Source organism: Mesorhizobium sp. P170090 (assembly GCF_057786115.1).
Genome location: NZ_JBYNWH010000001.1, coordinates 1,015,319 through 1,033,626 on the forward strand (window position 1 = coordinate 1,015,319; position 18,308 = coordinate 1,033,626).

Below are 18,308 nucleotides of genomic sequence, written 5' to 3' on the forward strand. Positions count from 1 at the left end.
ACCCTCCCCACAAGGGGAGGGTAAGTCAGTCCTTCACGCTGCCAGCAACGACTTCAGCTTCACATCCGGCGACCCCAACGCCTCCGGCGCCGGCCTAGCCCGCTTGGCGATCAGCATCTCGGCCAGCCTGATGTCGCGCGCCACGGCATTGCCCGTACCGAGGCCGCTCGCCGCCACCAGCCTGCCATCCTCGGCCAGATGAAACAGAATAAAAGCACCGTCGCCGAGATCGCGGCGGACCGTGCTTTTGCCCTCGTCCGAAAGGCCGGCGATCTGCAGCGACAAACCATACTGATCCGACCAGAACCATGGCACCGCGGCATGCGCTTCGCGGGCGCCCAGCATGTTCTTCGCGGCCAGCGCACCCTGTTCCTGCGCATTGCGCCAGGCTTCCAGCCGCACCCGCCGGCCAGCATAGACAGCGAGCGGAAACGAGCAGCAATCGCCGGCGGCGAAGATGTCGGGATCGATTGTTTGGAGTTCGCCATTGACGGCGATGCCGTTATCGACGGTCAGGCCCGCTTCCGCGGCAAGCCCGGTCACCGGCACGGCGCCGATGCCGATGACGGCGAGATCGGCGACGATGTCCTGCCCATCGGCGAGCATGATGTGCACCTCAGCGCCGTCGTCGGCGATATCAGCGATGCCCTGACCGGTGAGCACGGTCACGCCTTCGGCCTCATGCGCCTGATGGATGATTTCAGCGATCTCCGCCGGCACCCCGCGCATGAGGATGCGCGGCTGCGCCTCAATGACCGTGACGCTGGCCCCGAGCTTGCGCGCCGAAGCGGCGAGCTCCAGGCCGATAAAGCCACCACCAATGATGGCGATGCGGTTTGCCGGGCTGAGGTGGGCGCGAATGGCCAGCGCGTCGGCAAAGGTGCGGAGGTAGACGCAGCGCGGCCCCAATCCCGGCATCGGCAGCTTGCGCGGTGTCGAGCCGGTCGCCAGCAACAGCTTGTCGTAGGGCAGGGCCGAACCGTCCGACAGCCGCACCGTATGCTCCGGCCGGTCGATCGCCACCGCTTGAACGGAATGGATATGCCGGATGGATTTCTCGGCCAGGATTTCGTCGCTGGCGATCGTCTTGATCTCGGGCGCGTCGCTCGTCATTGCGTCCTTGGACAGGGGCGGCCGCTCATAGGGCAGATGGGGTTCGTCACCCACCAGCGTCACCGGCCCGTCATAGCCCAGTTCGCGCAGAGCAAGGGCTGCCCGCCCGCCGCACTCGCCGGCGCCAATGATGACCATTCCCGCCTGCATGGTCCTACCCGATCTGGATCAGCACTTTGCCGGCCTCGACCTTTACCGGATGCGTGGCGAGATTGACGCAAACCGGCGCGCCGCGTGCCGCCCCCGTCTTGTAATTGAAGCGGCCATTGTGCTTGGGGCACTCGATGATGTCATCCATCACCAGCCCGTCGGCCAGATGCACCTTTTCGTGCGTGCACAGGCCATCGGTGGCGAAGTAGTCGTCATCGGGGCTGCGATAGATGGCGAAGGTGCGGCCGCCATGATCGAAGCGCATCACATCCTCTTCATCGATGTCGCCGGCAGCACAGGCCTCGACCCAGTCGCTCATTTTTTCTCTCCCAAAGCAATTCCAGGAAAAGTGCGTAGCGGTTTTCCGTCCGGAATTGCGTCAAAACAAACAGTCTAACAGGATCGTCATTCCGCCGCGGCGGCGACGGCGTCGTTGTGGAATTCCTCGCGATAGGGCCGCGCCGTCGGCGGCAGTTCGCGCTTGAGGAAATAGTCCTCGTTGCGCAGCTGGCGCAAAAAGGCCGGGATCATCTCGCGGTAGCCGGCCAGGATCGACGGCGTCGGCGCCGGCAGATCGTGCTTGATCAGCGCATGCAGTTTGGGCAGCGCATGATAGGGGACCATCGGGAACATGTGGTGTTCGACGTGATAGTTCATGTTCCAGTAGATGAAGCGGCTGACCGGGTTCATGTAGACGGTGCGGCTGTTCAGCCGGTGGTCCACGACATTTTCGGCGAGCCCGCCATGCTGCAGCAGGCCGACCATGACATGATGCCAGGCGCCGTAGAGCCGGGGCAGCCCGACCAGCATCAGCGGCAGCCATGAGCCGAAATACAGTGCGATCGCGATGGTGACGGCATAGATGGCCGTCCAGATTCGGGCGATGCGAATGGCTTTAGGCTGCTCCTGTTCGGGGATAAAAGTCTTTTCCGCCGCGCTGATATTGCCGGCGGCGTTGCGCAGCATGTCCGACATCGCCTTCCAGGCGTCGATCACGCCGACGAAAGCAAGCGCGACGCGCAACAGGTCCGGCGGGCGCATCACCGAGATTTCCGGGTCGCGGCCGACGATGATGGTGTCGGTGTGGTGGCGGGTGTGGCTCCAGCGCCAGGTCACCGGATTGCGCATGATCATGAAGCAGGCGATCTGGTAAACCGCGTCGTTCATCCACTGGGTGCGGAAGGCGGTGCCGTGGCCGCATTCGTGCCAGCGTGAGTCGGTGGAGGAGCCGTAGAGCACGCCATAGACGAAGAAGAACGGCACGCACCACCAGCTGCCCCAGAACCAGGCGCCGCCGGCGGCACTCAGGATCAGCGCGGCGAGCCAGATCGTGGTGTCGCGGATCGCCGGCCCGTCGGAGCGCTGCATCAGCTCCTTCATCTGCTTGCGCGGAATATCGGTGTGATACCACTCGGCCGCCGACAGGCCGGTCTCGACGGCGAGCTTGGCGTCGCGGCCGATCAGGCTGTAGTCGCGCCGGGACGGTGGTGTGGATAGTGTCGCTTCCATAGAGGCTGCCTCCGTCGGCCACAGCATCCGTCAGGACGGATATGTCCATTACAGGCGCCTGTGTCCGAGCGCAAAATAGCGCCATGCGGTGATAGTCTCAATATCACAAAGATAGTTTCTATCATTTTCCATCAGAACGATGTAAGCAGTTGCAGGCACTCATGCGGGACAGTCATGGCAAAACGGCCAACCATCACCGATCTGGCGCGCATCTCCGGCGTTAGCGTCGCCACTGTCGACAGGGTGCTGAACAACCGGCTGCCGGTGCGCGAGGAAACCGCGCGCCGCGTCTATGAGGCGGCGACCGGCATCGGCTACCACGCCGCCGGGCTGATCAAGCGGCGCATGCGCCAGGAATTGCCGGAATACCGCCTCGGCTTTCTGCTGCTGCGAGGCAATGATGTTTTTTACGGCGATTTCGCGAGGGAGCTCGAAATGGCGGTCTCGCAATCGCAGCGCTTCCGCGGCGTCGCCACCATCGATTTCGCCAGCTCGCTTGCCGCCGACGAGATCGCCGCCCAGATGCGCAAGCTGGCAGCGAAATCCAGAGCAATCGCCGTTGTCGGTCCGGACCATCCGACGCTGACGGCGGTCGTGGAGTCGCTGAAAGCGAGGGGGCAACCTGTCTTCTCGCTGCTGTCCGACTTTGCCGCTGGCATCCGTGAGGGATATGTCGGCCTCGACAATCGCAAGGTCGGTCGCACCGCGGCCTGGATGATCGCCAGGGCGGCAAAGAACCCCGGCAAGGTCGCCCTTTTCGTCGGCAGTCATCGCTTCCACGGCCATGAACTGCGCGAGATCGGTTTTCGCTCCTTCTTCCGCGAACATGCGCCGGACTTCACGGTGATGGAAACGCTGGTCAATCTGGAAGCCAACCAGGTCACCCACGATGCGATGATCGATCTCCTGGTGCGGTATCCGGATCTTGCCGGCTGCTATGTCGCCGGCGGCGGCATGGAAGGCGCGGTGTCGGCGCTGCGCGCAGCGGAGCCCGCAAACATGCCGGTGGTCGTCTGCAACGAGATCAACGCCGAATCGCGCGCGGCACTCGCCGACAACATCCTGACTATGGTGATCTCGACGCCGCTCGCCGCCTTGTGCCGCGAGCTTGTCGACCTGATGGCGCATTCCATCGAGGCCGGCGCCGCCAACGCGCCGGGCCAGACCTTTCTGCCCTTCGACATCTATCTGCCGGAAAATATCTAACGCGTTGCCGCGCTGACCCGTTCGGCGTGGGCTCTCCGGCGATGATAGAATCTATCAATTCTGCCTTCAGACTCGGCCTGGGCCGCTGCCGGCCTTGATTCGACGTGAAATTGCGGCGCGGCGACCGAAATCCGCTTTCCGACTTAGGAATCGCTCTTGACGTCTCGCGAAAAAATGGAATAAATATTTCATCAGATTGGTATTTTGGTTCTTTCGTTCCGGAACATCTGTTTCAAACTGGGAGCCTGGCGTTCCATCCCTTGGACAAAACGCCATACGGAACAGGAAGGCATCAGGGAGAGATTCCTCGGGCTATCGGGGATTCCGGGTAGATCGGTGCAGCCGGACACCAATGTGGAGGAGAAACACAATGAAGAAACTGATTTTGGGCGTCGCCTTTGCGGCGCTGATGAGTTCGTCCGCTTTTGCCGCCAAGGTCGGCGTGTCGATGGCCAAGTTCGACGACAACTTCCTCACCGTGCTGCGCAACGGCATGATCGAGCAGGCCAAGGGCATGAGCGGCGTGGAGCTGCAGGTCGAGGACGCGCAGAACGACGTCGCCAAGCAGCTCGACCAGATCAAGAACTTCGCCGCCTCGGGCGTCGACGCCATCATCGTCAACCCGGTCGACACCTCGGCCACGCAGGCGATGTCGGACGCCGCAGCCGCCGCCAAGATCCCGTTGGTCTATGTCAACCGCCAGCCGGTCAATGTCGACACGCTGCCGGACAACCAGGCCTTCGTCGCGTCGAACGAGGCCGATTCCGGCACGCTCGAGACCAAGGAAGTCTGCCGCCTGTTCACCGAGGCCGGCAAGAAGGAAGCCAATGTCTATGTCATCATGGGCGAGCTTTCCAACCAGGCCGCCGTGCAGCGCACCAAGGACATCGAAGAGGTGATCGCCACGCCGGAGTGCAGCTTCATCAAGATCATCGACAAGCAGACTTCGAACTGGAACCGTGACGAAGCGCAGAACCTGATGACCAACTGGCTGTCGACCGGCAAGCCGTTCGACGGCGTCATCGCCAACAATGACGAAAGCGCCATCGGCGCCATCCAGGCGATGAAGGCCGCCAACATCGACATGAAGACGGTCGTCGTCGGCGGTGTCGACGCCACGCAGGACGCGCTTGCCGCCATGCAGGCCGGCGACCTCGATGCGACCGTGTTCCAGGATGCGGCCGGCCAGGGCGCCGGCGCGCTCGACGCGGCACTGAAGCTCGCCAAGGGCGAGAAAGTCGAGCACAAGGTCTACGTGCCCTTCCAACTCGTGACGCCAGCCAACATCGACAAGTTCCTGAAGAAGAACTGAGCCGGCGACTCGTTCGACTAACGGAGCGGCGCATCAATCGCGCCGCTCCCGTTTCCCTCACCGCCCTTACGTGCGGGAGGGCAAATGCCGCCTCACGGAGGACAGACATGTCACAGACATCTCATGGCGTCGGCGGGGTCAGCTATGACGCGAAGAGGCGGACATGGCCGGCCGAATTCAACGTCTTCCTGGCGCTGGTCATTCTGGTCGTCATCTTTGAAATGATCGGCCGCATCTTTCTTGGCGACAGCTTCCTGTTCAACACGCGCGACAACGTCGCCGGGATCTTCAATGAGGCCCGCCTGCAGATCATCATCCTGCAGGTGTCGATCGTCGGCATCATCGCCATCGGCGTCACGCAGGTGATCATTTGCGGCGGCATCGACTTGTCCTCGGGCTCGATCGTCGGCGCCACCGCCATGATCGCCATGAGTTTTGCCCAGGTGGCGACGGTCAACGGTAACCCCAACCCCAAGGCGATGTTCCTGGCGCAAGGCTGGACCGACCTGCCGGTCATCGTGCCGGTGCTGGTCGCCATCGGCTGCGGTCTGCTCGCCGGTCTCGTCAACGGCTCCTTGATTGCATACACGCGCATTCCGCCGTTCATCGCCACGCTCGGCATGATGGTGACCGCGCGCGGCATTGCCAAATGGTGGTCCAAGGGTCAGCCGATCTCGTTTCCGACCGAAAGTTTCGCTGGTATCGGCAAGGGCCTGATGCCGGTCATCATCTTCCTGTCGCTGGCGGTGCTGTTCCAGCTGATCATGACCTACACACGCTACGGCAAGCACTGCTACGCCATCGGCTCCAACGAGGATGCCGCACGCATGTCCGGCATCAAGATCGCCAACCACAAGATCCTCGTTTATGTCATTGCCGGCATCCTCGCCGCGCTGGCCGCCGTCGTGCTCTCCTCCAAGAACCTGACGGCACAGTCCGGCATGGGCGTCATGTACGAACTCGACGCCATCGCCATGGCGGTCATCGGCGGCGTCTCTTTGTCGGGCGGCCGCGGCTCGATCGTCGGCACCGTGATCGGCTCGCTGATCTTCGGCGTCATCATTTCCGGCTTCACCTTCCTGCGCCTCGACGCCTACTATCAGGAGATGGTGAAGGGCGTGATCATCGTCGGCGCGGTCGTTCTCGACCAATGGCGCCAGCGCATGCGGGCATTGAGGGCTTGACCATGCCAGATATCTCCACGACAGACATCGTCCTGAAGACCGAAAACCTGACCAAGCGTTATGGCGGCGTGCACGCGCTGGAAGGCGCGAATTTCGAGCTGCGCAAGGGCGAGCATGTCGCCATCATGGGCGACAATGGCGCCGGCAAATCGACCTTCGTGCGCCAGATCACCGCCGTCGAGCAACGCACCAGTGGCCAGATCTGGTTCGACGGCAGGGAAGTGAATTTTGCCGGGCCGATCGAAGCGCGCACGGCGGGCATCGAGACCGTGTTCCAGAACCTGGCGCTGGCCGACGATCTCGACGTGCCGTCGAACCTGTTCCTCGGCCGCGAAAAGGTGTTTTTCAATCTCGGCCCGTTCTCGATCCTCGACCGCAAATACATGCGCAAGGCGACCGAGGCGGCGCTGATCCGCACGGCAGTGAAAATCCCCAATTTGTCCAACACCATTCGCCACATGTCGGGCGGCCAGCGCCAGTGCGTTGCGATCGCCCGGACCGCGACCTTCGCCTCCAAGCTGATCATCATGGACGAGCCGACGGCAGCCCTTGGCGTGCAGGAGACGGCGCAGGTCGAAAACATCATCCGCACGCTGAAGGACAATGGCGAGCCGCTGATCCTGATCAGCCACAACATGCGCCAGGTGTTCGACCTGTGCGATCGCATCGTCGTCTTCCGGCGCGGCCGCATCGTCGCCAACCTGCGCAAGGAAAACACCGACGGCAATGACATCGTCTCCTACATCACCGGCGCCAAGACCGGGGAGGCGGAACTCGCGGCCTGAACAGGATGGTCATCCTGTTTTCTGGCGTGCTCGAAAAATTATCTTGCCACCTTTCTCAAAAGGAAGGTGGAGACACAACTCTCTCGAACCCATCCCCCTAGAGGAAATACCCCATGACTGTTCGTTTCGCCCTCCTCGGTGCCGGCCGCATCGGCAAGGTCCATGCCCGCGCCGTCGGCTCCAACCCGCAGGCCAGACTGGTGGCCGTTGCCGACGCTTTTGAAAAGGCGGCGACCGAGTTGGCAACCGCCTATGGCGCCGAAGTGCGCACCATCGACGCGATCGAGAAGGCCAAGGACATCGACGCCGTGGTCATCTGCACGCCGACCGACACCCATGCCGATCTGATCGAGCGTTTCGCCAAGGCCGGCAAGGCGATCTTCTGCGAGAAGCCGATCGACCTCGACGTCAAGCGCGTCGAGAAGTGCCTGGCCGTGGTCGACAAGGCCAAGGCGACGCTGATGGTCGGCTTCAACCGCCGCTTCGATCCGCACTTCGCCGCCGTGCGCAAGGCGATCGACGACGGCGCCATCGGTACTGTCGAGATGGTCACCATCACCTCGCGCGATCCGGGCGCGCCGCCGGTCGATTACATCAAGCGCTCGGGCGGCATTTTTCGCGACATGACCATCCACGATTTCGACATGGCGCGCTTCCTGCTCGGCGAAGAGGTGGCGGCGGTCAGCGCCCATGCTTCGGTGCTGGTCGACAAGAAGATCGGCGAGGCCGGCGATTTCGATTCGGTCAGCGTCATCCTCGAAACCGCGTCCGGGAAGCAGGCCGTCATCTCCAATTCGCGCCGCGCCACCTATGGCTACGACCAGCGCATCGAGGTGCATGGCTCCAAAGGCATGGTCGCCGCCGAAAACCAGCGGCCGGTGTCGATAGAGGTCGCCAATGAGAAGGGCTATACGCGCCCGCCGCTGCACGATTTCTTCATGACCCGCTATCTCGACGCCTACGCCATCGAGATTGCCGCTTTCATCACTGCTGCAACCTCGGGCAAGAAGGCATCGCCGAGCGGCGCCGACGGCCTCGTGGCGCTGAAGCTGGCCGATGCCGCGCTGAAGTCGGCGACATCAGGCAAGACCGTCCGTCTCGACAAGTAAGAACCGGAACCAAGGCACAGGAGCAGAGCGATGAGCACATCCGCCGATCGCAATTCGAACACGCGCGCCATCGTCACCGGCGGTGCGCAAGGCATCGGCTTTGCCGTCGCCGAAGCGCTGGCCGACGAGGGCTGCAAGGCGCTGGCGCTCATCGGCCGCTCGCAGGAGAAGGGCGACAAGGCGGTCGCCCACTTCAAGAAGGCCGGCGTCGATGCGATCTTCATCAGCGCCGACGTCTCGAAAGTGGCGGACTGCAAGCGTGCGGTGGCAACCGCGATCTCGCATTTCGGCACCATCAACGCGCTGGTCAACGCCGCCGCCACGTCCGCGCGCGGTTCGCTGGTCGAAACCTCCGAGGAGACCTTCGACCAGATTTTCCAGACCAACGTGCGCGGCCCGTTCTTCCTGATGCAGGGCGTGGTGGCCCATCTCCTGGACAAGAAGGCGCCGGGCTCGATCGTCAACGTGCTGTCGATGTCGGCACATTGCGGCCAGTCGTTCCTTGCGCCCTATTCCTCCAGCAAGGGCGCGCTGGCGACGCTGACCAAGAACGTCGCCAACGCCTATCGTTTCAACCGCATCCGCTGCAACGCCGTGCTGCCGGGCTGGATGGACACCGAGGGCGAGGACATCGTGCAGAAGAAATGGCACGGTGCCTCCGACGACTGGCTGGCAAAGGCAGAGGCCGGCCAGCCCATGGGCCAACTGGTGAAGCCCGACCAACTGGCGCGGCTGATCAGCTACATGGCCAGCCCGCAATCCGGTGTCATGACCGGCTCGCTGGTTGACTACGACCAGAACGTCGCGGGGACCTCGCCGGAGTAGCCTCAAACCCTGTTGCAGCAACATCGCCATTCCCAGATAGTCATGATAGTCATGATAGTCGCGAGGGATGCGATGCTAACGTCATCCAAAGGCACCAACTGGACGGTTGCCGGGGCAAAAGCCCGGCTCTCCGAGGTCATCGAGCGCGCGCAGTCCTCGCCGCAGACGATCACCAAGAACGGCAAACCAAGCGTGGTTGTCGTCTCGGCCGAGGAATGGCAGCGCAAGATCGCACGCAAGGGTACGCTTGCCGAGTTCCTGCTGGACTCGCCGCTGCGCGGCGCCGATCTCGACCTTGAACGTCAGCGACGAACCGCGTGACCTGCCGCGGTGAGACTGCTGCTCGACACGAATGTCCTGTCCGAGGTGACGAGGCCAGCGCCTGTCGCACGTGTCCTGGGCTGGCTGGACGAGCTTGATGAGGACCGCTCCTTCATCAGCGTAGTGTCGATCGCCGAGATCCGGCGCGGCGTCTCTCTGATGGATGAGGGCCGCAAACGCGAGGCGCTGGCCGAATGGCTCGCCCGGGACCTGCCCCAGCGCTTCGAACAGCGGGTTTTGCCGGTGGACGATGCGGTTGCCTTTGGCCTGGGGCGACCTGATGGGTTTTGGCAAGCGCCGCGGTCGTGGTCTATCGTCGATGGACGGCCTGATCGCAGCCACTGCGATTGCGCACGAGCTCACCTTGGCAACGCGCAATACGAAAGATTTCGAAGGCTTGGGAATTGAACTTTTCGATCCCTGGACGGCATGAGCCGCTCCGCGTTATACGTGTTGGCGATTGGCGAAACCGCCGGCACTTCGTCATCCACGGGCGGAGCAAGGAGCGTAGCGACGCAGCGCAGACCCGAGGATCCATGCCGCGACTTCAGAGCGCTGCTACGGTCCAGAATTCTGCTCCGCCGCACTCCACGGCCCAGGTCACGGAATGGATCCCAGGGTCTCCGCGACGGAGCTTCGCTCCTGCTCCGCCCTGGGATGACGAAATCGCGAGGATTCGGCCCATCCCGAATTATCTCCGCATACCCCACGTGACAAGCGCCTCGGCATCGACTATATGAGCCTCATGATCAACCTGACCGCCTCGTATTGGTACTTTAGCAGCTCGCTGGCGGCGGGAGGATTGCGCTCGATCTGAAGATTGCAGCAACAAGTCCGAACAGCCGCCAGACCTGGCGGCTTTTTTGTATCAGCCGGCAGGTCTCCTAAAAACAGGAGCAGAAAGCCGTGTTGACCACCACAGACGATCTTCGGGTCAAGGAAATCCGAGAATTGAGTACGCCGGACGAGGTGATGCGGGAGATCCCGCGCACGCTGACGGCAACGCGCACCGTGAGCGCATCACGCAACGCCACCCATGCCATCTTGAACGGCACCGACGACCGGCTGCTTGTCATCGTCGGCCCTTGTTCCATCCACGATCCGGTCGCGGCCGTTGACTATGCCAGCCGTCTGGCGGCGCTGCGCGAGACCCTGTCCGACCGGCTCGAGATCGTCATGCGCGTCTATTTTGAGAAGCCGCGCACCACGGTCGGCTGGAAGGGCCTGATCAACGATCCCGACCTCGATGGCAGCTTCAACATCGAGAAAGGGTTGCGGATGGCGCGCAACGTGCTGTCGGCCGTCAACAATCTCGGCCTGCCGGCGGCGACCGAGTTCCTCGACATGACCATCCCGCAATACATTGCCGACCTCGTCGCCTGGGGCGCCATCGGCGCGCGCACCACCGAGAGCCAGATCCACCGCGAACTGGCCTCCGGCTTGTCCTGTCCGGTCGGCTTTAAGAACGGCACCGGCGGCAATCTCAGGATCGCCGCCGAAGCGGTGAAATCGGCTGCCCAGCCGCACCATTTCATGGCGGTGACCAAGGGCGGCCGCAGCGCCATTGCCGCGACCACCGGCAATGAGGACTGCCACGTCATCCTGCGCGGCGGCCTTCAGCCGAATTACGACGCGGCAAGCGTCGAGGCCGCCTCGGCCGAACTCGCCCGCGTCGGCGTGGCGCCCAGGCTGATGATCGATGTCAGCCATGCCAATTCGAGCAAAAAGCCGGAGAACCAGCCGAAGGTGGCGGCCGATGTCGCCGGCCAGGTGGCAGCAGGGGACGAGCGTATCATCGGCCTCATGATCGAGAGCAATCTCGTTGCCGGCCGTCAGGATGTCGTGCCCGGCAAGCCGCTCGTCTATGGCCAGAGCATCACAGATGGCTGCATCGACTGGGCGACCACCGAGACGGTGCTGCACGGCCTCGCCGGCGCCGTAGAATGGCGCCGCTCAGCCCGCCGCGCCATGATGGAGAACCGGCCGGGCGCCGCCTGATACGAGGCGATGCGCGGGAAGGACGCTGCGGCTCCCCTTGCACCCCGGCCACCGGTCTGCTAGATACTGAACCATATGGTTCAGTATGCCGACTTGGACTCCTCGTTCGCCGCGCTCTCGGACGCCACCCGGCGTGGCGTTCTGGAGCAGCTCGGACGCGCAGATGCTTCGATCACCGAGCTTGCCGGAAAGTTCCACATGACCCTCACGGGCATGAAGAAGCACGTCGGCGTCCTGGAGCAGGCGGGGCTCGTCACCACGCAGAAGGTTGGCCGCGTGCGGACCTGCAAGCTCGGCCTGCGCGGACTGGATGAAGAGGCGGCCTGGATCGAGCGGCACCGCCTGCTCTGGGACGCGCGCTTCAACGAGTTGGACAAGGTTGTCGAGGAATTGAAACGGAAGGAGAAAGCCGATGCGCGAAAGAACCAAGAGTGAGCCCACGAACAACCGCACCACGGTCGAACGGAAGTCCGAGCGCGAGCTGGTCGTCACGCGAACAGTCAACGGTCCGGCGCGCATCGTGTTCGAGGCGTGGACCAAGCCCGAGCTGTTCAAGCAGTGGTGGGTGCCGAAGTCGATGGGCATGTTCCTGCGTTCCTGCGAGATGGATGCTCGTACAGGAGGCACGTACCGCCTGGTGTTCGGCCACGACGCCTCGGACCTTCACGAATTCTTCGGCAGGTATATCGAAGTGACACCGCACTCACGCCTCGTCTGGACCAATGAGGAAGGTGGTGACGGGGGACCCGTCACCACGCTGACCTTCGAGGAAAAGGGTGGCAAGACGCTGCTGGTCATGCACGAACTCTATCCCTCGAAGGAGGCTCTCGACGCGGCCGGTACCGGGGCGGCGGATGCGATGGGCGAGACGTTCGAGCAATTGGACGAGCTTCTCGTCGTCTTGGGCGAGAGCGTGAGGCGGTCATGACGTCATCGATCTCCGGGACGGGGTTGCTGCCCCCCCCTCGACGACGAAAAGACCGGGACAGTGATCCGCAAGCGCAGCGCCGAGACGAAGATACGCGGCGTCATCGCTTGATCGGGATCACGCTGCCCTCAACCCTTCCCATGCCGTAAACACCGAGACCGCAAACAGCAGCAGTCCGGCCGCCCGGCCCGCAAAAGCGGTCGCCCGCGGATTGGCCACCAGCAGATTGCGGCTGCGGCCGGCGGTGATGGCGAGCCCGCCATAGATGGCGGCCTGCGTCAGCATCGTCAGCAAGCCCATGACCGTCGCCTGCGTCCAGATCGGGCCGTAATCCGGCTTCAGGAACTGCGGATAGACGGCAAATATGAAGAGATAGGCCTTCGGGTTGATCAGGCAGGTCACCAGTCCCTGGCGAAAGGCCTTCCAGGCCGTACGGCTGCCGGCGGGCCCGTCATGGCCGACGGTGATGGAACTGCGCATCAGCGAGATGCCGATGAAGGCCATGTAGGCGGCGCCGGCTATCAGCAGCGGCTTGTACAGGATTGGTACGAAATGCATCAGCAGGCCGACGCCGATGGCGCCGTTCAGCGTGTGCACGATGCCGCCGACCATGATGCCGCCCGTGGCGGCGAGGCCCCGGTCGCGGCCGCCGGTGAGCGCATTGGCCAGCACGAACAGCATGTCCATGCCGGGCACGATGATGATGCCGGACAGCAGGATAAAGAACAGCCAGAGATTTTCCGCGTAACTCATGTCAGTTGCTTGTCGCTTCCTGCTGGGGTGCCGTTAAGGAATTTGTTGATTTTCAAGCTGATAGGCAGTCCAATAAATCACCCCAACTGACGGGGATGTGTCAGTAGCGTTTCATCAGGGAGAGGAAATGCGCAAGGCGTCGCGCCTGTTCGAGATCATCCAGATCCTGCGGCTGGCGCGGCAGCCGGTGACGGCGGCGATGATCGCCGGGCAGCTGGAAGTCACGGTGCGTTCGATCTATCGCGACATCGCCGCACTGCAGGCGATGCGCGTGCCGATCGAAGGCGGGCGTGGCATCGGCTATATATTGCGGCCCGGCTTCGACCTGCCACCGCTGATGTTCTCAATCGAGGAGATGGAGGCGATCGTCCTGTCGCTCGCCCTGCTGGAGCGCACGGGAGACAGCGAACTCAAGCAGGCGGCCAAGCGCGTCAGCGCCAAGATCGCCGGCGCCGTGCCGCCGCCACTACGCCAGGCGTTCGACGCCAACGCACTGCATGTCTGGGGGTTCGCTGCACCGGCAATCGGCACCATCGATCTGGCGCTTGTGCGCCGCGCCATCCGCGACGAGGAAAAGCTCGACCTGTCCTATCGCGACGAAATCGGCCGCGCCTCCGAGCGGCTGATCCGTCCAATCGCGCTGATCTACTATTCAGAAACCGCCAACATCGTCGCCTGGTGCGAACTGCGCCAGGCCATCCGCAATTTCCGCAGCGATCGCATCGAGGCCTGCCAGCCGACCAGCCTGCGCTTCAAGGGCGAAGGCGATCGCCTGCGCCAGGTCTGGGTCAATGGCTGGGAGGCGAATGCTGTCGCTGGCGGCTGAAGCGAGCGGATCTTACCGCACATCCACCCAGCGCTTCTCCTCGAACGACCTCGCCATCGCGTGCACGGTGCGCTCGATCTCCAGCCCTTCGGCAAATTCGATGACCCGCGCCGGCCTGCCGGCAAGCCGCGTCAGCAATTCATGGCACTCGATGATCTTGAGGTCGTTGAAGCCGAGCCCATGGCCCGGCGCCGGGAGGAAGGCGTCGTAAGGCTTGTGGTGCGGCGCGACCAGTATGGTGCGGTAGCCCTGTTCGGTCGGGCGATCGGCGGTGACATAGAGCTGGATTTCGTTCATCCGCTCCTGGTCGAACAGGATCGATCCCTTGGAGCCGAAAATCTGGATGGCGATGCGGCCCTTGCGGCCCCAGGCCGAGCGGTTGACCAGCAGCGTGCCGGCAATGCCGTTTTCCAGATGCATCAGCACGCTGGCGATGTCGTAGGTCTCGACGGCGCGGCGGCCGCCGGCGGCCAGCTTGCGGTCGACATAGGGCTTGGCCATGTCACAGATGACTTTTGCGACGCGGCCGAACAGCGTCGAGACCAGCGACAGCGGATGCACGGCGAAATCGTCGAGCGCGCCATAGCCGGATGCGGCCTCATGCTTCCAGAAGAACAGTGCTTCGGGGTCGGCCATGAAGTCCTCGTCCATCTCGATGCGCAGATGGTTGACCTCGCCGATGATCTTTTCCTCGAGCAGCGCACCGATGTGGCGGATGGCCGGGCTCTGTATGTAGTTGTAGCCAAGGGCTGCGACCTTGCCGGATTCCCTGGCAGCGGCCGCCATCGCCGCTGCTTCGGCAAAGCTCGGCGCCATCGGCTTCTCGCACCACAGATGCTTGCCGGCTTCGAGAATAGCGATGGCCATCTCCGGATGGAACTGGTTGGGCGTGGTCAGCGAGACGATATCGACCTCGGGGTCGTTGACGACCGCGCGCCAGTCGCCGGACGCCTTGGCGAAGCCGAACTCGCCGGCCTTACGCTTGGCCAACTCCTCGTTGACCTCGCCGAGATGGACCAGCTTCGGCTTGGCGACATCGGGAAAGACGGCGCCGACGGCGCTCCACGCAATGGCGTGGCATTTGCCCATGAAACCCGTGCCGATAAGACCAACGCCGACCATTTCTTTCTCCCAATACCTGAAGCGATCGATGGATGAATTAGTCCATTTCTTCTCCGAATGGAATGTCTGCCTCATTTTTTATGGCCTTCTTGCGCAGGCTCGCTATGATGGGGCAGAGAGGACGTCACTTGAGTTAAAGAGAGCATGATGTCGTCCGAAAACCGCTGCACACTTTTCGGCATCATGCTCTAGATGAGCTTGGACGGGGCGACGATGGACGAACGGGTACCTCGCGACTTCGAGACGCTGCGCGCCACGATCCTCGATCGCCGTGAAACCTTGCCCAAGCGCATCGCCCAGATCGCCGCCTATGCGCTCGACAATCCCGATGACATCGCCTTCGGCACCGCCGCCAGCATCGCCGCTTCGGCGGGCGTGCAGCCGTCCACCTTGATCCGCTTTGCCCAGCAACTAGGCTTCGACGGCTTCACCAGCCTGCAGCAGGTGTTTCGCGAGCGGCTGCGCGAGCGCAATTCCTCTTATGACGAACGCCTGCAGGCGCTGCGCGCCAAGGCCGATGCGGGTGCTGGACACCGAGCCATCTTCGACGGCTTCGTCGCCGCCGCCAGCACTTCGCTCAACGATATTTCGCGCTCGCTGGACGAGGCGCATCTGGAAGACGCGATCTCGCTGCTGGCCAAGGCCGAGACCATCTATGTCCTGGCCAAGCGCCGCTCCTACCCGGTGGCGAGCTACATTGCCTATGCCTTGGGCAAGCTGAAGATCCGCAACCAGCTGATCGAATCCGCCGCCGGCCTCAATGCCGAGATGGTCGCCTTCGCCACCCCGGCGGACGCCGTCATTGCCATCAGTTTCTCGCCCTATGCGCCGGCCACCATCGAGGAGGCCCGCACCATTTCCGAACAGGGCGTGCCGATCATCGCCATCACCGACAGTTCGTTTTCGCCACTAGCGCAGTTCGCCAAGGTCTGGTTCGAGGTTGCCGAGGCCGATTTTGCCGGCTTCCGCTCGCTGTCGGCCACCATGGCGCTGGCCATGGCGCTCACCGTCGGCGTCGGCGAGAAGCGCCGCAGCACCGGAAAGAAGCGTAAGGCCTAGGCCGGCGCCCGGCGTTCGAATTCGCGGAGGAATGCTCATTCCATATTGACTATGGATTGGAATTATTATTTCATATTCCCGGCGCCACGCTGCCGCTCGCGCGTGTCCCCCAACTACGTTGCTCAAGACAACAAGACCGACGGGAGGTTCCAATGAGCGAAGCCATGGACGCCAAACAGGCGACGCTCGATGTCATCACCATCGGTCGCGCTTCCGTCGACCTTTACGGCCAGCAGATCGGCTCGCGGCTGGAGGACATCACCTCCTTCGCCAAATCGGTCGGCGGCTGCCCGGCCAACATCTCGGTTGGCACGGCGAGACTAGGCCTGCGCTCGGCGCTGCTCACCCGCGTCGGCGACGAGCAGATGGGCCGCTTCATCCGCGAGCAGCTCAGGCGCGAAGGCGTCAATGTCGATGGGCTCAAGACCGACCAGGAACGGCTGACGGCCCTGGTGCTGCTTTCGGTCGAGAGCGAAGGCGTCTCGCCAATGATCTTTTATCGCAGCGACTGCGCCGACATGGCGCTCGCCGAAGAAGACATCGATGAAGCCTTCATCGCCTCGGCCCGTTCCATCGTCGTCACCGGCACGCATTTTTCCCGGCCCAACAGCGACGCCGCCCAGCGCAAGGCGATCCGCATCATCAAGGCCAGGGGCGGCAAGGTGGTGTTCGACATCGACTACCGCCCCAACCTCTGGGGCCTCGCCGGCCATGCCGAAGGTTTTGAGCGCTATGTCAAATCCGACCGCGTCTCAGCCCAGCTGAAGACGGTGCTGCCCGATTGCGACCTCATCGTCGGCACCGAGGAAGAGATCATGATCGCCTCGGGCGCCGACGATTGCCTGAGCGCGCTGAAGACGATCCGCGCGCTGTCCAAGGCAACCATCGTACTGAAGCGCGGCGCCATGGGCTGCATCGTCTATGACGGGCCGGTCAGCGACGATCTGGAAGACGGTATCGTCGGCAAGGGCTTTCCGATCGAGATCTACAATGTGCTCGGCGCGGGTGATGCCTTCATGTCCGGTTTTCTGCGCGGCTGGCTCGGTGGCGAAAACCTGGCAACGGCGGCGACCTGGGCCAATGCCTGCGGCGCCTTCGCCGTGTCGCGGCTGCTCTGCGCGCCGGAATATCCCACCTTCGAGGAATTGCAGTTCTTCCTCAAGAACGGCAGCAAGCACTTAGCGTTGCGCAAGGACGAGGCGATCAACCACATCCATTGGGCGACGACCCGCCGCCGCGATATCCCCTCGATGATGGCGCTCGCCTGCGACCACCGTGTGCAGCTTGAGGACGTCGCGGCAAAGACCGGCGCCGATCCGGCGCGCATCCGCGATTTCAAGGTGCTGGCGGTCAAGGCTGCGGCGAAAGTCGCCGCCGGCCGCGACGGCTATGGCATGCTGATCGACGAGAAGCATGGCCGCGAAGCGATGTTCGAATTCGCCCGCCACCCCTTTGCCTGGCTCGGCCGTCCCGTCGAACTGCCGGGCTCGCGGCCGCTGCGCTTCGAGTTCTCGCAGGACATCGGCTCGCAACTGGTGGAATGGCCGGTCGACCACTGCATCAAATGCCTGTGCTTCTATCACCCCGACGATCCGGCAGCGCTCAAGGATGAGCAGCAGCAGAAGCTGCGCTCGCTGTTCGAAGCCGCGCGGAAGGTCGGCCGGGAGCTTCTGGTCGAGATCATCGCCGGCAAGCACGGCAAGCTCGACGAAACGACCATCCCGCGCGCCCTGGAAGAACTCTATGCGCTTGGCATCAAGCCGGACTGGTGGAAGCTCGAACCGCAGGCGTCGGCCGGCGCCTGGGCCAAGATCGAAGCGGTGATCCTGAAGCACGATCCCTGGTGTCGTGGCGTCGTGCTGCTGGGTCTCGAAGCGCCGCAGGACGAACTGGAAGCGGCCTTTGCCGCCACCGCCAAGGCGCCGATCGTCAAGGGCTTTGCCGTCGGCCGCACCATCTTCGTCCACGCCGCCGAACGATGGCTGGCAGGCAAGATGACGGATGACGAGGCTATCGCCGACATGGCCGCGCGCTTCGAACAGTTGACCGAAGCGTGGCTTGCCGCGCGTGGCCGTAAAGCAGCATAAAGGCGCGGCAAGAGGACTGCG

17 protein-coding genes and 2 pseudogenes are annotated in these 18,308 nt (G+C 63.2%); 14 read left to right on the forward strand and 5 right to left on the reverse strand.

From position 1 onward, the window contains the following. Positions 1 to 33: 33 nt before the first annotated feature. From AC3EML_RS05115 to AC3EML_RS05125, 3 genes are all read right to left on the reverse strand, one after another. Positions 34 to 1,251 (reverse strand): NAD(P)/FAD-dependent oxidoreductase, encoded by a 1,218-nt coding sequence (locus AC3EML_RS05115; RefSeq protein WP_352463453.1) that lies wholly within the window; start codon positions 1,249 to 1,251, stop codon positions 34 to 36. Positions 1,252 to 1,267: 16 nt separating this feature from the next. After that, complete coding sequence (locus tag AC3EML_RS05120) at positions 1,268 to 1,582, reverse strand: MocE family 2Fe-2S type ferredoxin (RefSeq protein ID WP_023732724.1); 315 nt, start codon at positions 1,580 to 1,582, stop codon at positions 1,268 to 1,270. 86 nt (positions 1,583 to 1,668) lie between these two features. Next, complete coding sequence (locus AC3EML_RS05125; protein WP_023732723.1) at positions 1,669 to 2,772, reverse strand: fatty acid desaturase family protein; 1,104 nt, start codon at positions 2,770 to 2,772, stop codon at positions 1,669 to 1,671. A 174-nt stretch (positions 2,773 to 2,946) separates the two neighbouring features. Between AC3EML_RS05125 and AC3EML_RS05130 the strand changes: the two genes are divergently transcribed. The 11 genes and pseudogenes from AC3EML_RS05130 to AC3EML_RS05180 all read left to right on the forward strand — a co-directional run bounded on the left by AC3EML_RS05130 (position 2,947) and on the right by AC3EML_RS05180 (position 12,440). Beyond that, complete coding sequence (locus AC3EML_RS05130; protein ID WP_352520632.1) at positions 2,947 to 3,978, forward strand: LacI family DNA-binding transcriptional regulator; 1,032 nt, start codon at positions 2,947 to 2,949, stop codon at positions 3,976 to 3,978. Between the two features lie 370 nt (positions 3,979 to 4,348). Next, positions 4,349 to 5,290, forward strand: coding sequence for a sugar ABC transporter substrate-binding protein (locus tag AC3EML_RS05135; protein ID WP_023684065.1), 942 nt, complete (start codon positions 4,349 to 4,351; stop codon positions 5,288 to 5,290). Between the two features lie 107 nt (positions 5,291 to 5,397). Next, positions 5,398 to 6,474 carry an ABC transporter permease gene (locus AC3EML_RS05140; protein ID WP_023687413.1) on the forward strand — a complete coding sequence of 359 codons (1,077 nt, stop codon included), beginning with the start codon at positions 5,398 to 5,400 and terminating at the stop codon, positions 6,472 to 6,474. A 2-nt stretch (positions 6,475 to 6,476) separates the two neighbouring features. Next, complete coding sequence (locus AC3EML_RS05145) at positions 6,477 to 7,259, forward strand: ATP-binding cassette domain-containing protein (RefSeq protein WP_352520631.1); 783 nt, start codon at positions 6,477 to 6,479, stop codon at positions 7,257 to 7,259. Positions 7,260 to 7,372: 113 nt separating this feature from the next. Further along, positions 7,373 to 8,368 carry an inositol 2-dehydrogenase gene (iolG, locus tag AC3EML_RS05150; RefSeq protein ID WP_023672333.1) on the forward strand — a complete coding sequence of 332 codons (996 nt, stop codon included), beginning with the start codon at positions 7,373 to 7,375 and terminating at the stop codon, positions 8,366 to 8,368. A gap of 30 nt (positions 8,369 to 8,398) precedes the next feature. After that, positions 8,399 to 9,193, forward strand: coding sequence for an SDR family oxidoreductase (locus AC3EML_RS05155; protein WP_352497029.1), 795 nt, complete (start codon positions 8,399 to 8,401; stop codon positions 9,191 to 9,193). A gap of 72 nt (positions 9,194 to 9,265) precedes the next feature. Next, a pseudogene (locus AC3EML_RS05160) lies at positions 9,266 to 9,527 on the forward strand (type II toxin-antitoxin system Phd/YefM family antitoxin). Then, a pseudogene (locus tag AC3EML_RS05165) lies at positions 9,524 to 9,947 on the forward strand (PIN domain-containing protein). The pseudogenes AC3EML_RS05160 and AC3EML_RS05165 overlap by 4 nt, the downstream one beginning before the upstream one ends. Positions 9,948 to 10,420: 473 nt before the next feature. Beyond that, complete coding sequence (locus AC3EML_RS05170; RefSeq protein ID WP_352520629.1) at positions 10,421 to 11,512, forward strand: 3-deoxy-7-phosphoheptulonate synthase; 1,092 nt, start codon at positions 10,421 to 10,423, stop codon at positions 11,510 to 11,512. Between the two features lie 75 nt (positions 11,513 to 11,587). Then, positions 11,588 to 11,947 (forward strand): ArsR/SmtB family transcription factor, encoded by a 360-nt coding sequence (locus AC3EML_RS05175; RefSeq protein WP_352520628.1) that lies wholly within the window; start codon positions 11,588 to 11,590, stop codon positions 11,945 to 11,947. Beyond that, positions 11,925 to 12,440, forward strand: a complete 516-nt coding sequence (locus AC3EML_RS05180; protein ID WP_352520627.1) for an SRPBCC domain-containing protein — start codon at positions 11,925 to 11,927, stop codon at positions 12,438 to 12,440. The genes AC3EML_RS05175 and AC3EML_RS05180 overlap by 23 nt, the downstream gene beginning before the upstream one ends. Positions 12,441 to 12,557: 117 nt before the next feature. Here AC3EML_RS05180 and AC3EML_RS05185 read toward each other — a convergent pair whose 3' ends face one another. Further along, positions 12,558 to 13,193, reverse strand: coding sequence for a LysE family translocator (locus tag AC3EML_RS05185; RefSeq protein ID WP_352520626.1), 636 nt, complete (start codon positions 13,191 to 13,193; stop codon positions 12,558 to 12,560). A 127-nt stretch (positions 13,194 to 13,320) separates the two neighbouring features. On the opposite strand from AC3EML_RS05185, the gene AC3EML_RS05190 reads away from it, so the two are divergent. Further along, positions 13,321 to 14,019, forward strand: coding sequence for a helix-turn-helix transcriptional regulator (locus AC3EML_RS05190; RefSeq protein WP_352520625.1), 699 nt, complete (start codon positions 13,321 to 13,323; stop codon positions 14,017 to 14,019). A 12-nt stretch (positions 14,020 to 14,031) separates the two neighbouring features. Here the strand turns inward: AC3EML_RS05190 and AC3EML_RS05195 are convergent, their stop codons facing one another. Next, complete coding sequence (locus AC3EML_RS05195; RefSeq protein WP_352520624.1) at positions 14,032 to 15,141, reverse strand: Gfo/Idh/MocA family protein; 1,110 nt, start codon at positions 15,139 to 15,141, stop codon at positions 14,032 to 14,034. Between the two features lie 213 nt (positions 15,142 to 15,354). Here AC3EML_RS05195 and AC3EML_RS05200 point away from each other — a divergent pair, with 213 nt between their 5' ends. Further along, positions 15,355 to 16,200: a MurR/RpiR family transcriptional regulator gene (locus AC3EML_RS05200; RefSeq protein WP_023703746.1), complete on the forward strand. Its 846-nt coding sequence runs from the start codon at positions 15,355 to 15,357 to the stop codon at positions 16,198 to 16,200. 152 nt (positions 16,201 to 16,352) lie between these two features. After that, the gene (locus AC3EML_RS05205) at positions 16,353 to 18,287 is read left to right on the forward strand and encodes a bifunctional 5-dehydro-2-deoxygluconokinase/5-dehydro-2-deoxyphosphogluconate aldolase (RefSeq protein WP_352520623.1); all 1,935 of its coding nucleotides are present in this window, start codon (positions 16,353 to 16,355) and stop codon (positions 18,285 to 18,287) included. Positions 18,288 to 18,308 lie beyond the last annotated feature (21 nt).

Bases quoted from the DNA above. Each gene is read 5' to 3' on its own strand.
- AC3EML_RS05115 (WP_352463453.1), bottom strand. From the start codon at position 1,251: ATGGTCATCATTGGCGCCGGCGAGTGCGGCGGGCGGGCAGCCCTTGCT.
- AC3EML_RS05120 (WP_023732724.1), bottom strand. From the start codon at position 1,582: ATGAGCGACTGGGTCGAGGCCTGTGCTGCCGGCGACATCGATGAAGAG.
- AC3EML_RS05125 (WP_023732723.1), bottom strand. From the start codon at position 2,772: ATGGAAGCGACACTATCCACACCACCGTCCCGGCGCGACTACAGCCTG.
- AC3EML_RS05130 (WP_352520632.1), top strand. From the start codon at position 2,947: ATGGCAAAACGGCCAACCATCACCGATCTGGCGCGCATCTCCGGCGTT.
- AC3EML_RS05135 (WP_023684065.1), top strand. From the start codon at position 4,349: ATGAAGAAACTGATTTTGGGCGTCGCCTTTGCGGCGCTGATGAGTTCG.
- AC3EML_RS05140 (WP_023687413.1), top strand. From the start codon at position 5,398: ATGTCACAGACATCTCATGGCGTCGGCGGGGTCAGCTATGACGCGAAG.
- AC3EML_RS05145 (WP_352520631.1), top strand. From the start codon at position 6,477: ATGCCAGATATCTCCACGACAGACATCGTCCTGAAGACCGAAAACCTG.
- iolG (WP_023672333.1), top strand. From the start codon at position 7,373: ATGACTGTTCGTTTCGCCCTCCTCGGTGCCGGCCGCATCGGCAAGGTC.
- AC3EML_RS05155 (WP_352497029.1), top strand. From the start codon at position 8,399: ATGAGCACATCCGCCGATCGCAATTCGAACACGCGCGCCATCGTCACC.
- AC3EML_RS05175 (WP_352520628.1), top strand. From the start codon at position 11,588: ATGGTTCAGTATGCCGACTTGGACTCCTCGTTCGCCGCGCTCTCGGAC.
- AC3EML_RS05180 (WP_352520627.1), top strand. From the start codon at position 11,925: ATGCGCGAAAGAACCAAGAGTGAGCCCACGAACAACCGCACCACGGTC.
- AC3EML_RS05185 (WP_352520626.1), bottom strand. From the start codon at position 13,193: ATGAGTTACGCGGAAAATCTCTGGCTGTTCTTTATCCTGCTGTCCGGC.
- AC3EML_RS05190 (WP_352520625.1), top strand. From the start codon at position 13,321: ATGCGCAAGGCGTCGCGCCTGTTCGAGATCATCCAGATCCTGCGGCTG.
- AC3EML_RS05195 (WP_352520624.1), bottom strand. From the start codon at position 15,141: ATGGTCGGCGTTGGTCTTATCGGCACGGGTTTCATGGGCAAATGCCAC.
- AC3EML_RS05200 (WP_023703746.1), top strand. From the start codon at position 15,355: ATGGACGAACGGGTACCTCGCGACTTCGAGACGCTGCGCGCCACGATC.
- AC3EML_RS05205 (WP_352520623.1), top strand. From the start codon at position 16,353: ATGAGCGAAGCCATGGACGCCAAACAGGCGACGCTCGATGTCATCACC.